At 33.3% G+C, this 16,625-nt stretch carries 13 protein-coding genes; 6 read left to right on the top strand and 7 right to left on the bottom strand.

Going from position 1 to position 16,625, the window contains the following annotated elements; genetic code table 11:
• Positions 1-68 precede the first annotated feature (68 nt).
• From GKC53_06025 to GKC53_06010, 4 genes are read right to left on the bottom strand one after another with little or no spacing between them, the layout of a single operon-like run.
• Positions 69-524, bottom strand: a complete 456-nt coding sequence (locus tag GKC53_06025) for a prepilin-type N-terminal cleavage/methylation domain-containing protein (protein ID QRN41856.1) — start codon at positions 522-524, stop codon at positions 69-71.
• A 26-nt stretch (positions 525-550) separates the two neighbouring features.
• On the bottom strand, positions 551-2,710 hold the full coding sequence (locus GKC53_06020) for a RelA/SpoT family protein (GenBank protein QRN41855.1): 2,160 nt from the start codon (positions 2,708-2,710) through the stop codon (positions 551-553).
• A gap of 11 nt (positions 2,711-2,721) precedes the next feature.
• On the bottom strand, positions 2,722-2,922 hold the full coding sequence (locus GKC53_06015; protein ID QRN41657.1) for a DNA-directed RNA polymerase subunit omega: 201 nt from the start codon (positions 2,920-2,922) through the stop codon (positions 2,722-2,724).
• A gap of 18 nt (positions 2,923-2,940) precedes the next feature.
• A complete protein-coding gene (locus tag GKC53_06010; GenBank protein QRN41656.1) occupies positions 2,941-3,552 on the bottom strand; it encodes a guanylate kinase in 612 nt (203 codons plus the stop codon).
• Between the two features lie 350 nt (positions 3,553-3,902).
• On the opposite strand from GKC53_06010, the gene waaF reads away from it, so the two are divergent.
• Positions 3,903-4,946 (top strand): lipopolysaccharide heptosyltransferase II, encoded by a 1,044-nt coding sequence (gene waaF, locus GKC53_06005; protein QRN41655.1) that lies wholly within the window; start codon positions 3,903-3,905, stop codon positions 4,944-4,946.
• Between the two features lies 1 nt (position 4,947).
• Here the strand turns inward: waaF and GKC53_06000 are convergent, their stop codons facing one another.
• The gene (locus tag GKC53_06000) at positions 4,948-5,871 is read right to left on the bottom strand and encodes a branched-chain amino acid transaminase (protein ID QRN41654.1); all 924 of its coding nucleotides are present in this window, start codon (positions 5,869-5,871) and stop codon (positions 4,948-4,950) included.
• Between the two features lie 159 nt (positions 5,872-6,030).
• Here GKC53_06000 and GKC53_05995 point away from each other — a divergent pair, with 159 nt between their 5' ends.
• The 5 genes from GKC53_05995 to trkA are packed head-to-tail and all read left to right on the top strand — an operon-like array spanning position 6,031 to position 10,748.
• The gene (locus GKC53_05995) at positions 6,031-6,357 is read left to right on the top strand and encodes a DUF1049 domain-containing protein (protein ID QRN41653.1); all 327 of its coding nucleotides are present in this window, start codon (positions 6,031-6,033) and stop codon (positions 6,355-6,357) included.
• Between the two features lie 15 nt (positions 6,358-6,372).
• The gene (locus GKC53_05990; protein ID QRN41854.1) at positions 6,373-7,560 is read left to right on the top strand and encodes a tetratricopeptide repeat protein; all 1,188 of its coding nucleotides are present in this window, start codon (positions 6,373-6,375) and stop codon (positions 7,558-7,560) included.
• A gap of 4 nt (positions 7,561-7,564) precedes the next feature.
• Complete coding sequence (gene pyrF / locus GKC53_05985) at positions 7,565-8,335, top strand: orotidine-5'-phosphate decarboxylase (GenBank protein QRN41652.1); 771 nt, start codon at positions 7,565-7,567, stop codon at positions 8,333-8,335.
• Entirely contained in the window at positions 8,332-9,306 is a 975-nt protein-coding gene (rfaE1, locus tag GKC53_05980; protein QRN41651.1) for a D-glycero-beta-D-manno-heptose-7-phosphate kinase, read from the top strand. Before pyrF ends, rfaE1 begins: the two co-directional genes overlap by 4 nt.
• 20 nt (positions 9,307-9,326) lie before the next feature.
• On the top strand, positions 9,327-10,748 hold the full coding sequence (trkA, locus tag GKC53_05975) for a Trk system potassium transporter TrkA (protein QRN41650.1): 1,422 nt from the start codon (positions 9,327-9,329) through the stop codon (positions 10,746-10,748).
• A gap of 48 nt (positions 10,749-10,796) precedes the next feature.
• Here trkA and GKC53_05970 read toward each other — a convergent pair whose 3' ends face one another.
• Both GKC53_05970 and smc read right to left on the bottom strand, forming a co-directional pair.
• Complete coding sequence (locus GKC53_05970; GenBank protein QRN41649.1) at positions 10,797-12,176, bottom strand: 3-oxoacyl-ACP reductase; 1,380 nt, start codon at positions 12,174-12,176, stop codon at positions 10,797-10,799.
• Positions 12,177-12,203: 27 nt separating this feature from the next.
• Complete coding sequence (gene smc / locus GKC53_05965; GenBank protein ID QRN41648.1) at positions 12,204-15,674, bottom strand: chromosome segregation protein SMC; 3,471 nt, start codon at positions 15,672-15,674, stop codon at positions 12,204-12,206.
• Between the last annotated feature and the right edge of the window lie 951 nt (positions 15,675-16,625).

Here is a 16,625-nt window from a genome sequence, read left to right as displayed (position 1 = left end):
TCTTCTACAGTAATCTCTTCTGTCCTATCACTCATATACTTCGTCCTACTATAATACTACTATAATACTTAAAAAACATCACATTCATCCATATCTTTGTTCCCTGTCCCTTGGGAAACACAAAGTGCGATGTTTTTATTTTCATCCATTTTAAGATAACTACTTCGCTTATTTTGAGATTGCTCATCCGGTATTGCGTATATTATATAGGATTGTGTTTGACAACTTACTGGTGCTGAAGTGCTAAATGCAATGTTAAACCCAGGTATTTTAGTTTTAGGTAAGACTGGCCATAAACAAGTACTACCAGATTCTGCTCGATTATTATAACGATAGTACTTACTATAAAAATTTTCCAGATAATTAGCATTCTCCAACATTGCACTTTTTGCTGCCATCAGTTTCGCTCGTTGGGTATACTTTTGAAAGGAGGCAATCCCCCATGTTGCAATAACAGCTAATACAATCAATACGACTATTATTTCTATCAGTGTGAATCCTCTATTATTAACATTTTTTATCATAAAATTAGCCTTGTTTATAACATAAATTATTCTCGTTTCACACTAATCACCTGTGGTATCTTTTCGATTGATTTAATCACATTACTTAATACCGGTAGTCCTTCTTGAATTTCTAATCTGAAAACAAATTTAATATGACCATCGTAGACACCTTCCTCAGAAGATGGCATGTCTATAAACTCAATATTAACTTGACTCGAAGAAATACAATTAACAATTTGAGCCAATAACCCTTGCGCCTCTCTTGCTTTAATTCCTATTTTAACCTTAAATTTTTTAGTAGTAGATAAATCTTCCCAAATAGCATCTAGTTGATTTTCAGTAGGATATTTTTGTAAATTAGAACATTCTTTCCTATGAACAATCAGTCCTTCATTTCTAACTAAAACTGCTTTCATATCATCCCCTGGGATTGGATAACAACAATTAGCAAAACTAACCTTTCGTGAAGAAATTCCTGCAATAGTAATGGGACTAAGTTTAACTTCCTGACCCTTACAACGTCCCACTAATTCTGCTATGTCCATAGCTACCTTAATGGGCAAAGTTTTCCCCATCCCCACTTCATATAATATATCTGCAAATGCCATATTTTTACCACGTAGATATTCAATATATTTATCCTTCAGGCATTCTGAAAAAATAACATCTTCTGGTAAAATATCCACCAAAACTTTTTGTAATAATTTCTCACCCAGGCTAATTGCATCTTCACGATTCATATTTTTCAATTTACTACGAATAGCACTCCTTGCCCGCCCACTGACTACAAAACTTAACCATAATGGATTAGGGCTACCCTTTGGATTAGTTTTAATATCAACAATATCACCAGATTGTAATTGATAACGTAAAGGAACTGAAATACCATTAACTTTTGCCCCTGTGCAATGATGACCAATATCAGTATGTATGGCATAAGCAAAATCTACCAGCGTAGATTTCTTAGGTAAAACAATTATCTTTCCTTTAGGTGTAAAAACATATAATTCATCAGGAAATAAATCTTTCTTGACATCTTCATAAAATTCTACTGCGCTATCACTTTCTTCTTGAAAATCTTTAATTGTTTCAAACCATTGCTTAGTTCTAATATCTGCTGAATTCTCGCTGGTTGTTTTCCTCAATCTAAATAATTTAACATTTGAACGCCCAGTCTCAGACAATTTATCCATCTCATAGGTTCTTATTTGTACTTCAATAGGTAACCCAAAAGGACTGATTAATGTAGTCTGTAGACTCTGAAAACCATTATTCTTGGGAATTGCTATATAGTCTTTAAAAGAACCAGGTTTAGGTTTATACAAATTGTGTAAGGCACCTAAAGTTCGATAACTATCAGAAACACCGTTGACTAAAACTACAAAACCATACATATCCATCACTTGAGAAAAAGCTAAATTTTGCTCGCGCATTTTTTTAAAAATCCCATACAGATTTTTTTCATTGCCTTTAACTGTAGCCTCAACATTATACGCAACTAATTGTAAACAAAAATCACGTATTACTTTTTCTATCATTTCTCCTCGTTCGTGACGCCATCCCGTTAAAGCTCGGTTAATCACATCATAACGACGAGGATGTAAATACTTAAATGATAAATCTTGTAGTTCTTGATAAACAGGGTTCATCCCGATCCTATTAGCTAACTCAGCATAAATTTCTAAAGTTTCTTTGGCTATCCTTTTTTGCTTTTCTGGCCTCATCACATCCAAAGTTCGCATATTATGTAACCTGTCGGCTAACTTCACAACTAACACACGCAAGTCTTTAACCACCGCTAAAAGCATTTTTCTAAAACTTTCAGCCTGAAGTTCCATGAAGTCTTTGCCTGCTAATTTCTCCAATTTAGAGACACCATCAACTACTTGTGCTACCTCTACGCCAAAGAAAGATTCCAATTCGGAAAATGATGTATCTGTATCTTCTATTACATCATGCAACACTGCCGCCATTAAGGTAGTAACATCCTCTCCCCAGGTAGCAATTTCTGTAGCAACAGTAATTGGGTGGGTAATATAAGGTTCTCCACTTTTTCTATATTGACCATGATGTGCTTGATGAGCAAAAGCACACGCCTCCCCCAAACGATTCTTTTCTTCATCGTTTAAATAAGAAACCTCATTAAAAAGAATATTAAGACTTTTTAAAGTAACTTCATCATAATCAGCTAATAACGCAGGCATACCTGACATGGTTATTTTTTCTTCAGTATACTTGCAGTTATTTCACCTGATGCAATTTCACGCAAAGCTGTTACAGTTGGCTTATTCTTAACATCCTGCACTAACGGTGTTGCACCATTAGCCAACTGCCTGGCACGACAAGCTGCCACTAAAGTTAATTCAAAATGATTAGGAATGCGTACAACACAATCTTCTATGGTAATTCTTGCCATTATTATAATCCTTTTAAGTTAATATAAAATATCGTTTAATATATCCTGATTTCTATAAACCGCCAACTCTTCTGCTCTAAAAATACACTGTAAATCAGACTTTGCCATTTCAAAATTATCGTTTATAACTAAATAATCAAAATTAACAGACTGTTCTAATTCTACTCTTGCATTTTTAATTCTCAATTCAATTACTTCTTGGCTATCAGTTTTCCTATTTTCTAAGCGTTCTCTCAAGACTGCTAATGAAGGTGGAAGGATAAAAATCAATACAGCCTCATGGTGTTTCCTTTTAATTTGCTCTGCACCTTGAACATCTATTTCCAAGATAACATGCTTTCCTTGTTTTAATTTATTTTCCACTTCTGCTTTACTCGTTCCGTAATAATTTTCATGAACCAAAGCATATTCAAGAAAGCTGTCTTCTTCGATTAAATTTTCAAATTCAGCTTTTGAAGTAAAATAATAACTACTTCCATTAACTTCACCCTCTCTAGGAAGTCTTGATGTTTGTGAAACTGCTACACTTAAACCAGGATCTTCTTCTAAAATACTTTTTAAAAGTGAAGTTTTACCTGCACCTGAAGGTGCTGAAACCACAAATAATAAGCCCTTTTTTCTTAATATCATAACCTGCCTATCTGCTCATTTCTTATCATCATATTTGTATTCAATCAGGTAATTGTATAATAAAAAACTATTTTTTAACTATTTTCTTTCATAATCCAATATTAACTTTGCAAATATGAACCGGATTCACAAGAATTCACTCAAAAAAGTGATGTCATTAAAAAATAACACAATTACACTGGTTGATGATCTTTGCCACTGGACAAACTATGTTATACAGCATTAAGATGGCGCAAGAATCTGGTGAATATAATTGAAGTGTGTCAAATCTCTAAGTATATGGATATAGAATACTGGATATAGTTTATTTTCACCTGGCCAAAATCATGACAGTATCAAACAACATAATTATGAATATACTAGTTATCGGACCCTCATGGGTAGGCGACATGATGATATCAAATAGCCTCCTGCAAAATTTAAAAAATATGTATCCTGACAGTAACATTGATGTATTGGCTCCCGCTTGGTGTCAGGATATTTTGACCAAAATGCCTCAAATCAATAAAATCATCCATATGCCATTAACACATGGACAACTTTGTATTACAGCTCGTAAAAAAATAGCTTCTGACTTAAATTCAAAATATGAGCAAGCGATTATTTTACCAAACTCCTTTAAATCCGCTTTAATCCCTTTTTTTGCCAAAATACCAATCCGAACTGGCTGGAGGGGCGAATTTCGTTATGGTTTACTCAATGACTTACGCATCCTAGATAAAGAAAGATATCCTATGATGGTCATGCGTTATAATGCTTTAGCATTCCCTAAAAAAAAACAACCACAAACAGAACAATTAAAAATACCTTATCCTCGTTTATCAGTCTCTGACACAGATATCGAAAAAACCACTAAAAAACTAAATTCAACTTATGGTTTTTCTAGTGATCTGCCTTTTATCGCCATATGTCCCGGTGCTGAATATGGGCCAGCTAAATGTTGGCCTCATTACCACTACGCTAATCTGAGTAATTTACTCATACAAGATGGTTATAGAATTTGTATTTTAGGAAGTCATAGAGATAGGCCGATTGCTAACAAAATAAAAACCCAAATCAATAAAAAATCTCAATGCATTAACTTAGCAGGAAATACAAAATTAAATGAAGTTGCTGATATTATGTCTTTGAGCCAGGGTATTGTTTCTAATGACTCAGGCTTGATGCATATTGCTGCAGCCGTGAACAAACCACTAGTTGCACTCTACGGTCCCACAAGCCCTAAGTTCACGCCACCTCTTTCCAATAGTGCAAAAATAATCAGATTAATTGATGGCTATATCCCAATTAGGCATGCAAATGATAGCCCAGAAGGCTACCATCATAGTCTTATTGATATCCAACCACAACATGTTCATCAAGAATTAATAAAAATAATATTGTCTAATGGCTAGTTTAGTCAACATAGGTTAACCAATGTTGATATTTCTCATTTTTCCCTGCTACCACATCGAAAAAAGCTTCCTGTAATTGCTGGGTGATAGAACCACGTTTGCCATTACCAACAGTAATACCGTCCAACTGACTCACAGGCGTAATTTCTGCAGCAGTACCAGTAAAAAAAATCTCATCAGCAAGGTATAGCTCATCTCGAGTAATATCTTTTTCAATCAGCTCAAGTCCCAAGTCTTGTATTAAACGAATCACTGTGTTCCTCGTAATACCATCCAAAGCAGATACTAACGAAGGTGTGTAAAGCTTACCATTACTAACTAAGAATATATTTTCCCCAGAACCTTCGGCTATATAGCCTTGAGGATCCAATAAAATTGCCTCATCATAACCTTCTCTAACTGCCTCCTTCTTAGCATAAATAGAATTCAGATAGTTTCCGGTTGCTTTGGCTTTACACATCATAGAATTGACATGCATACGACAAAAGCTAGAAATTTTAGCAGTAATCCCGTTTTCTAAAGCTTCATCTCCCAGATACGCACCCCACTCCCATGCAGAAACAATAACTTGAACAGAACTCTCATCTGGTAAAATACCAAGCCTAGAAGCACCATAAAACGCTAATGGCCTAAAATAGCAAGAACTATATTTGTTTGCTTTAACTACATCTTTATGTGCTTGATTAATTTCTTCTCGGGAGTAACCTATATTCATTCTAGTAATTTTTGCAGAATTAAATAGACGATTAGTATGATCGTCTAATCTAAAAATGGCAGCACCTTTATCTGTTTGATACGCTCTCACCCCCTCAAACACTCCCATACCATAATGCAAAGAATGTGTTAGAACATGTGTTTGAGCTGACCTCCATTCCACCAACTCCCCGTTATACCAAATATAGCCGTTTCGATCTTCCATAGACATAATTGTACTCCAATTCATCAAATACTTTAAAAATTTAAAGTTAATCTAGGTTTAGATATGATTTTTCTAAATTTTGAATTAAAATAATAGACATATTTTAATTTGTTCATAATACAATTTATCACTTAAAAAAACCAGTCACTTAATAAGGAAAGATTAATGAAAATAATCAAATTCACAGTACTATTCGCTTTATTTATAGTATTGTTTATCATTTCATACGCCAATACTCAAACTGTCAATTTTCAAGTTCCATTTAACCACTCCTATGAGTTACCTTTAATTTTATTGTTATTCATTTGTTTTGTTATTGGTGCCTTCTTAGGAGTTCTATCAATCTTATCCAGAATTTTATATCTAAGGAAACAATTAACTGGTCTTAAAAAAGAGTTAAAAAATTCTCGAGAGATCGTTTCAAAATTGATGGATACACAACCAACAACAGTAGTGGTAAAAGAAAATATAATACTAGAAGAAAATAACTAATAATTTATGGACATAATAGAAAATAATACTTTTATCTGGCTCATACCGATCATTTTATTGCCTATATTTTTCAGTATGGGCTGGCTAGCTGCTCGTATTGATATGAGAGCTGTATTAAAACAAGCTAAATCTATCCCTATGAAATTTTATAAAAGCTTGGATGCTATTATTGATAATAAAACTAATATTGCAGCGGAAACACTACAAAGTATTATCGACGAACAACATGAAAAAGGTCAACAAATCCGTTCTTACGAACTGGGCTTAACTTTAGGAAAACTCTTTCGTAAAAGAGGGGAAAACGACAAAGCCATCGCTTTGCATCAAAAACTTCTCTCTCTACCTAATATCCCTGAAACAAAATTACAGAAAATTCAATTTGAATTAGGTCAAGATTATCAAGCCGCGGGTTTAGTCAATCGTGCGGAAAAACAATTTGAAGACTTATTAAACAGTACTTTTAAACAACAAGCTAGTCAAATATTACTCGATATATACCAACAAGACAGAGATTGGGAAAAAGCCATTGAAATGGTATCTAAATTCCCCCAAGATGGAATTTCACAACAATTTGATTTAGCTCAATTTTACTGTGAATTAGCTCAAAAAGCACTGATTGAATCTCATCTGGATCAAGCACACACTTATGCTAAAAAAGCATTAGATATCAATAAAAAATGCACCCGAACTAATATTATTCTAGGTGATATAGAATTTAAACGAGGTAATTACGCTAATGCTATAGAAGCCTATACCGCTATTGAAAATCAAAATTATGCTTACCTTACCATGGTGGGAGAAAAAATTTATGATGCTTATGATGCCATGCATAAAGCAGAAGAAGGATTAAATTTATTAATTGGTTACATGAATACATTTCCCCAACTTAATTTAACCAATCTGATTTATGAGAAAGCATTACTCATATGGAACTTAAAAAAAGCGAATGAAATTACTGCCAACCTTATTCGAATTAATCCCAATCTAGAGAAAATATATCTTCTCACCGATATTGCTATGTTTGAGGGCGATCCTACCCTAAAAAAAGATGCTAATATTATAAAAAAAATACTTTCAAATCAGATTAGCAAATCTTTTATGTATCAATGCAAGCAATGCCATTTTAAATCACAAGTATTTTTTTGGCGTTGTCCTGCTTGTGGCAAATGGGAAACTTTTACGCCCAATAGAATAGAGGTGTAGTTACATGGACTATTTACAATTTCATAACTTGAAAGCTGAATTTGATTCCCCTATTATTGTCGCTCTGGACTTCCCTAGTGAGAAACATGCCACCCCCTTTATCCAACAACTTAATCCTAACGCTTGTAAAATAAAAATTGGAAATGAACTATTTACCACAACTGGTAGAAAATTTGTTGAATCACTTGTTACTCAGGGTTTTAAAGTTTTTCTGGATCTAAAATACCATGATATTCCTAATACAGTTCAACGTGCATGCCAGGTTGCAGCCGACATGGGTATATGGATGGTTAATGTACACACCAGTGGGGGAACAAAGATGATGGAAGCTGCCGCCAATGGTCTAGCCAATTTACAACATAAACCTTTATTAATAGGTGTCACTATCCTAACCAGTATGGACGAATCAGATTTAAAAGAATTAGGTACTCATCAACCGATCAATGAAAAAATATTACATTTGGCATCACTAGCTCAAAAATCTGGGTTAGATGGTGTTGTGTGCTCTGCTCATGAAGTTAAGCAAATAAAAAATCAACTAGGGGGGGCTTTTGTGACTGTAACACCTGGCATTCGTCTAATAAACTCAAATAAGTATGATCAAAAAAGAATTATGACCCCAAAAGAAGCAATTCAAGTTGGAACTGATTATATGGTTATTGGCCGTTCTATTACCCAAGCGAAAAATCCTCTTGATATCATCTATGATATCAATTTAACCTACCAAATAATCAAACAACAATCTCCGATTGGTAATAATATAGTAAAAATATGAATACACAATTAACCCAACCAGGAACTACCAACTGGAAACAATTAGTACAAAAATTCACGGATGTTAAAGTCCTGATTGTGGGTGATGTCATGTTGGACAAATACTGGTTTGGCGATACAAGTAGAATTTCACCAGAAGCCCCTGTGCCAATTGCCAAGATAGAAATGACAGATTTAAGGGCAGGTGGTGCTGCCAACGTCGCAAGAAATATAGCTAGTTTAAATGGTCAAGCATCTTTGCTTGCGATCACAGGAAATGACTACACTGCCAGTGAATTAGAATCTATCTTAAGAACAGAAAATATAAACACATCATTTGTCAAAGATCCTTCTATTGATACTACAATCAAGTTACGTGTCATCGCTAGAAATCAACAGTTAATTAGAATTGATTTCGAAAATAGCCCGAATATAAATAGCGTATTACAATTAAAAAGTCGATTTGAACAATCCATTAAAGAATATGATATTGTCATTCTATCAGACTATGATAAGGGTTCATTACAACACGTTGCTGAACTTATCCAGATTGCTAACGCCCATAATATACCGATATTAGTCGATCCGAAAGGTAGCGATTACACAAAATACCAATACGCGAATATGTTAACACCAAATCGTCAAGAATTACGTGCAGTAGTGGGCATGTGGGATAATGAAAATGAATTAACTGAAAAAGCACAAAAAATTAGAAAATATTTGAATATTGATTCTCTATTATTAACACGTAGTGAGGAAGGATTAAGTCTTTATCAAGAAGATCGGGTTGTCCACCAATCTACTGTTGCTAAAGAAGTATTTGACGTTTCAGGCGCTGGCGATACAGTTATTGCAGTTGCAGCATTATCTTTAAGTTCAAATCTAGATAATCAACAATTAATGAAAATAGCTAATACAGCTGCAGGAATTGTCGTTGCCAAAGTAGGTACTGCAACATGTAGTTCACAGGAACTAATTGAAAAACTCACATAATTAATCAGGATAATTAGTTTATGAAAATATTAATTTTAGGTGGTGGAACTGTTGGTGAAACAGTTGCTTATAATTTAGCCAATTATTCTAATTATGAAATTACAGTCATTGATAAAAATGAAGCTTCACTTCAAAAATTAAGTCAAAGTCTGGATATTCAAACCATCCTAGGGAGTGTTTCTTCTCCAACAGTTTTGAAGAACGCAGGGGCTCAAGATACCGAACTTCTGATCGCTGTCACAGGAGAGGATGACACCAATTTAGTTTCTAGTAAAATGGCCAAAGAAATTTTTAATATCCCTAACATTATCGCACGCATTCGCCAAAGTGAAATTGTAGAATATCATTTTAAATCAGTACTTAATGGGAATGAAACCCAAATGACACCATTGGATTTGTTTGGCGTTAATGAATCTATTTGCCCTGAACAAATTGTAACTGACCAACTATTTCAACTACTATTAATTCCAGGTGCACTGCAAGTTATTAATTTTGCCGAAGGTCTAGGAGAAAATCTAGAAGTTCAAATGATTGTTACTAAAGTAGAAAATAGTTGCCCATTAGTCGGTAAACAATTTTCAGACTTTGTTGATATTATTTCTCAAGAAATTAATTTTAAAATTTGTGCTATTTATCGGAATGAAGCATTAATTATTCCTACCCCAAAAACAAAAATTATTTCAGGAGACGAAGTCTATTTCATCACACTTAAAGAATATGTAAAAGATTTAATGAAAATTTTCAGACCAGATGAAACTGAAAATAAAAAAGTAATGATTGCTGGTGGTGGTAATATTGGCTATCGACTAGCCCAAACGACAGAACCTTATTTTCAAACCAAAATCATTGAAAAGAATGAATCTAGAGCAGAATTTCTAGCAGAAAACTTAGATACCTCACTTGTATTTCGCGGTTCTGTAACTGATGAAAACATATTAATCGATGAAAATGTTAAAGAAATTGATATGTTTTTTGCATTGACTAATGATGACGAAGACAACATTATGTCTAGCCTTATTGCTAAAAAATTAGGTGCTAAACGAGTCGCTACCATTATTAATCGTTCTATTTATGTCGATATTTTAGTTGGCCATACAATTGATATTGTTATATCACCTCACTTAACTACTATTGGCTCTATATTATCTCATATCCGCAGAGGAGATGTTGTTACTGTTCATCCAATGCGTCGCGGCGAAGCAGAAATACTAGAAGTTATTATTCATGGGGATAAAAAGAATTCTAAGATTATTGGTCGTAAACCGTCACAAATTAGCTGGCCTTATGGTATTGATGTAGCTGCGATTATCAGTAACGGCGAATTTATTACAGATCACAAACATGACTTAAAAGAAAGTGACCATATTATATTTTTTGTATTTAGAAGGCAGGCTGTACCAGAATTAGAGAAACTCCTGCAAGTCAAATGGAAGTTTTTCTAAAAAAAAAAGCCTAGTATAAAGACTAGGCTTTCAAAAATATTATATTAATTAAGCACCTAACATCATTAATCCACAAACACGTACAATGTTACCATTTAAACCTGAGGATGCAGGATTAGCATACCACGCAATTGTTTCTGCCACATCTATAGGTAGTCCACCTTGACTCATTGCATTTAAACGACGTCCAGTCTCACGAATAACAAATGGAATTTTCGCAGTCATATCAGTCTCTATAAATCCTGGTGCCACGGCATTGATTGTGATGCCATCAGTTAACAAGTGTTTTGCTGTATACTCTACCATTCCAATAACACCTGCCTTAGAAGTAGCATAATTTGTTTGTCCTGCATTACCTGCAATCCCCGCAATGGAAGATACACAAATAATTCGACCATTTGGATTGATGGCCTTTTCTTTCAATAACAGGGCATTAATTCTTTGCTGTGATGTTAAATTCACATGGATAACCTGATTCCATATTTCAGCTGTCATATTGACAAACATCTTATCTTTTGTAATTCCCGCATTATGCACTATAATGTCCCATCCCCCATGTTCCTTACCAAAATCAGATAATACTTGTGGGGCATTGTCTGCTGTAATATCAAGGGTAATACATAGACCATCTAACTTCTTCGCCAACTCTTCCAATGCAGTTCTTTGTGAGTCAATGTCCAATAATACAACCTTAGCACCATCTCTTGCTAAAACCTCGGCGATAGATTTACCAATTCCCCGACTCGCACCGGTCACAAGAGCTAACTTATTCAGTAAAGGTTTATTTCTGTCTACTTGAACGACTTGTGCTTTGTGTACTTTTATCACTTGCCCTGAAACATAAGCTGATTTATAAGAAAGTAAAAATTCGATTGTACTTTGTAAATTGTTCACACTGTCCGGAGTAACATACACAATTTGTACAGCAATACCACGACGAACCTCTTTACCCAATGACTTAATAAATCCAACCAATGAACGGTTAGACATAGCAGATTCAATATCTTGGCACATATCAGGGTTATGTGCTAGTACAATAATACGTCCACACTCATTGATTTTCCTAAAAAATGGATTAAAAAAATCACGTACCGATTGTAAATCCTGTGTATTCTGTATGCCACTTGCATCAAAAATCAAACTGTGAAATTTCATCTTATCATCATGAATGGGCATATTCCCACCTAAGCCCTTACGATAAACTTGGTTATTTTCTAAAACAAAAGTATTAATGGGCAAATCTGAAACAATTTTATGCAATGTTTCTAAAACAGGTGTATTTTTAAATCCGCCCACCAACACATTCAACCCCACATTAACTTTTTCTGGAGCATAATGCTTTAATTTAACAGGCTGAGGTAACCCTAATTTTTTAGCGATTTTCTTTCCTGTTCCTGAACTTACCCAATTTACATATTTATCTACCATATAATCTCATTCCTTTCCAATATATAATTATTGTTTTATTGAAAAACCATCGTTCATATTCACCGAAACTATTCTTGATACCCCCTTCTCTTGCATGGTAACCCCTATAAGTTGCTCTGCCATCTCCATTGTTAATGGGTTATGTGAAATAAATAAAAATTGCACTGTTTTTGACATTTCTTTCACTAAGGCACTAAATTTTTGAATATTTACATCATCCAAAGGGGCGTCTACTTCATCTAACAAACAGAATGGTGCTGGATTTAGACTAAATAATGAAAATACTAAACTCAAAGCTGTTAAGGCTTTCTCACCTCCTGAAAGCAAATGAATAGTAAGATTTTTCTTACCTATTGGCCTTACCATTAAACGTAAACCTGTATCCAATAGATTATCAGAAGTCAAATCTAATCGAGCCTCTCCTCCTCCTAAAAGCTTAGGAAAAAAATCACTCATATAAGCATTAACTTTCTCTAAAGTTTCTTTAAACAAAACTTCAGTTTCAGCATCAATCTTTTTAATTGCTTCTTGCAAAAGGGTTACTGAAGATGCGACATCTTCGTATTGATCACGATACAAATGATAACGCTCTTCTAATTCTGTTAGCTCACCTACAGCCCTTAAATTAACTGTACCAAGTGCTTTTAACTGCTCCGTTAGTAAAGAGACCTTATCGGATAACTCCTGCACATTATAATCATTTTGATCATCTAATGCCACTAACTCAGATACATTCAGTTTTTTTGCCTGCAAGGTCTCCATGTATTGATTTTTATAAATTGTTTGTTGTTGAATTTTTAACTCATAGGCATGTATATCACGTTCCATAACACTTTTCATGATTTCTTTTTGCGCCAAAGATGATTGCATTGCATTCTTTTGAGTACGTAACATTTGGAGCTCTTCTTCTAGAGAAGCCAATATTACATCGATCCTTTGTTTATTATCAGATAATTGTATAATTCTTTTTTGATAATCATCAATGGATAAAGTATCCTCGACCTGCAATTGTTCATTTTTTTGGGTAAGAGCAATGGTTTTTTGTCTGGCCGAATTTAAATTTTTACTAACATTTCCAATACAATTTTTTAGGTTCGTCAATTCTAACTCTAGCTGATTTTTGTTTTTTTCGCATATTAACAAATCTTGTTGCCCATCCTTAATAGACTTTTTTAAATATAAATAGTCTTTTTCAATCTGGATAATTCTGATATTATCTTGATTTAAAATGCTTTCAACATGACTTACTTCTGATTCTAATTCCTTTTGTCTGGCTTGTAATAATTCTTTTTGTTTTTTTAAATTGTGTATTTCAGCTTGTACATCCTTTAGAAACTGCTGTTGTAATTCATTTTTAGCTTTACTTTCTACGATCACTTGTTTGGTTTTAGTCAGTTGATCTTGAATGTATTCTTTTTGATATTGGACTTGATTTTTCTCTGCTAATAAAGACTCTTGTTTCTTTTTGAGTTCAAACAATTGTTGCTTATAACGAGTAATGACCTGTACTAATTTCTCTTTTTTAGGATTCAATACACTTAAGTGATTCTGCAAATTTAAAACTAAGTCTTCTTGATTTTCACCTTCTAAATATACAGCATACTTATCAACTACGATTCCATCGGGTGTTAAAAATAATTCGCCCTCTCGTAGTAAAGACTGTTTTCGTAATCCTTCTTCTAATGAGTTAACACATCTAACCTTTCCTAACCACAACTTGATCAATGGCATTATTTCATCATTACAAGCAACATATTGTATTATCGAGTCTTCTGTAACCGAGGTGGACATTTCAGGTGGTAATTGATTAATCCAAACAGCAGGGTTTTTTATTTCAGTTGGGATAAAGGGAATTATTACACATACTCGAGCAAGTAATCGTTCACCTAAATAAATACTCAAAGCCTTTTCCCATTTATCCCTTATTGTCAAAAGTTCACACAACGGTGATGATGGTAATTCGGGAAATTGATTCCAAAAACCATTATGTTTTTCTTTAATCCTTTGCAGACGTTGGTTCAAAATATTTAATTCCACGTCCAAAGCAATTAATTCATCATTATGTTTATGAATCTGCTCATTATTTTCTTTTATACTGACTTGTAAATTCAAGTATTCTTTGTCTAGACGATCTATATGTTCTGTCTTTTCTGTCAAAGATTCTAATAATATTTTCAACTTAGTTTCATATTCAGTTAAATCCAATAATACTTTCTCTTGTGTTTTTTGCTCTTGGCGTTGTAATTGTTCTGTTAGTTTTTGTATTTCAAGAAAATTTCTTTGAAGAGACTCATTCCTTGCCTGTAAAGTATGTTTATTATGACGAATTTCTGATTTTACCCCATTATATAGAATCTCTTGTTGCTCGAAATGTTGTTCAATCTTGCTCAAATGGGTGTATAATTGACTTAATTCACTGACCAAGTTTTCAAATATTAACTCTTTTTCTTCTAAGAGAATATTGAATTGGGATAAACTAGACTCGTTGTCTTGTATGGTTTTGTTTAATTCTTGCAACTCCAAATGAATATTTTTTTTCTCTGTTTGAATACGAAATAATTCTTTTTCTTTAAATTTTAATGCTGTCTGTAAACCAATAACCTCTTCATTTATTTTTGATATTTTCTGATGTATATCATCTATTTTTGATTGTATATCATACTCTTGTAACTGAATCTGATAATTATCTTCTTTTATTGATTTAATGGATTGCTCTATTTTGAGTAGTTTTTCCTTTTCTTGATTCTGTTTCTGTTGATAACCTTCTAACTTTCCCAAAGTAATACGTAACTGAGAGGCTACTAACATATTTTGAATATATTTTAATTCAGATTCAATCCTCTGATATTTTTGAGCTTTTTTAGCTTGAGTACCAAGTTTTTGACATTGGTTCCATAGCTCCTGCTTTAAATCACTAATTCTTCCTAAATTTTCTTGAGTTAATTTTAAACGATTCTCTGTTTCTTTTCTTTGTTCTTTATATTTTGAAATGCCTGCTACTTCATCAATATAAGCTCTTAAAGACTCTGGTTTTGCCTCAATAATTTCGGAAATCATTCCTTGCTCAATCACTGCATATCCCCTAGCCCCCAACCCCGTTCCTAAGAATAAATCAGTAATATCTTTTTTTCGAACTTTATGATTATTAATCCAGTAGCTAGAATCCCCTTGTCTAGTAAGAATGCGCTTAACTGAAATTTCTGTATACTGACCCCATGCCCCCTTTAAAGAATATTTGGAATTATCAAACACTAATTCCACAGAAGATCTAGACACCATTTTTCTATTATTGGTACCATTGAAAAGCACATCCTGCATATTTTCACCACGTAAATGTTTGGCAGAAGATTCACCCAACACCCAACGAACAGCGTCAATTAAATTACTTTTCCCACAACCATTAGGGCCTACCACTGCCACAATATTACCCTGTACAGAAATATTAATATTGTCAGGGAAAGATTTAAATCCAGAAAGCTTAATTTGACTAAGGCGCATACACTTATCTTGAAGTTTTAAAGTTTTTCATTTTAACAAATTTCTACTTATCGAAAACACTTTTGGAACCTATCGTACCGGAAACTGGATAAAAAATTGCATTCCAGATACCCGTATTCATTTTCATCAAATATAATTATCAGCCAATTTGATTAACAATCTTTATTCATCAACCTGTTATTTTTTTACAATATTATTCATTTAATTAATCAGGTTTTTCTAAGGTGTTTAATACATGGTTAAGTGCCTTATTTAATTCTTTGTCATGTTGCAACAATTCAACCATCAGTAGTTACAGTTCTTTTAAATGATCACCATTACTATAATTACTATTAAAAAAATCAATTCCTTTATCAATATGCTTATTTTGTTAAGAAAAATTAGCAGTATCTGATGACTTAATTGCTCCTTCAATCATATGTATATCATGAAGGTTGGGATAAAAATTACCAAGTACAGCTAAATTCAAACAACTGATTATATGTAAGCTCAAAGTGAGAGCATACAGGACAAAGGTTATAAATCAACAGCGATTAATCTTGAAATGTTAAGATAAAAAAAAGAAGGGTATGTTCCATATTTAGATAGAATAATCTGTGACTTAGGAGAGTAAACAATCCTAAGAAATTAAAAATTCAAACTAATAATATGAACCAAAATTTTAGTAAGTCATCTCATGGGTAAAAAGTTTTAAGTTTTAAAGCAGCACCACGCAAACACATAAAGAGGATAATAAATTAAGTTATTTTATTGAATTATAAAAAAAGAGTGAAACTCATACAGTTTGAAAGATTGAGCTAAGAGACGCTGTAAATAATTCTTATCTCAAAGTTGACGATATCATTTGACAAAAAATCTACCAAATTATGTGTCAACAGTTCTGGGTTACCTATCCCCTTAACCAGCCCTACATCTATATGATACATCCTTCCGATATCCCTATTAAGTCAT

This window comes from Neisseriaceae bacterium (assembly GCA_016864895.1).
GTDB lineage: Bacteria > Pseudomonadota > Gammaproteobacteria > Burkholderiales > Neisseriaceae > QFNR01.
This window is presented reverse-complemented; position numbering and strand designations above follow the sequence as displayed.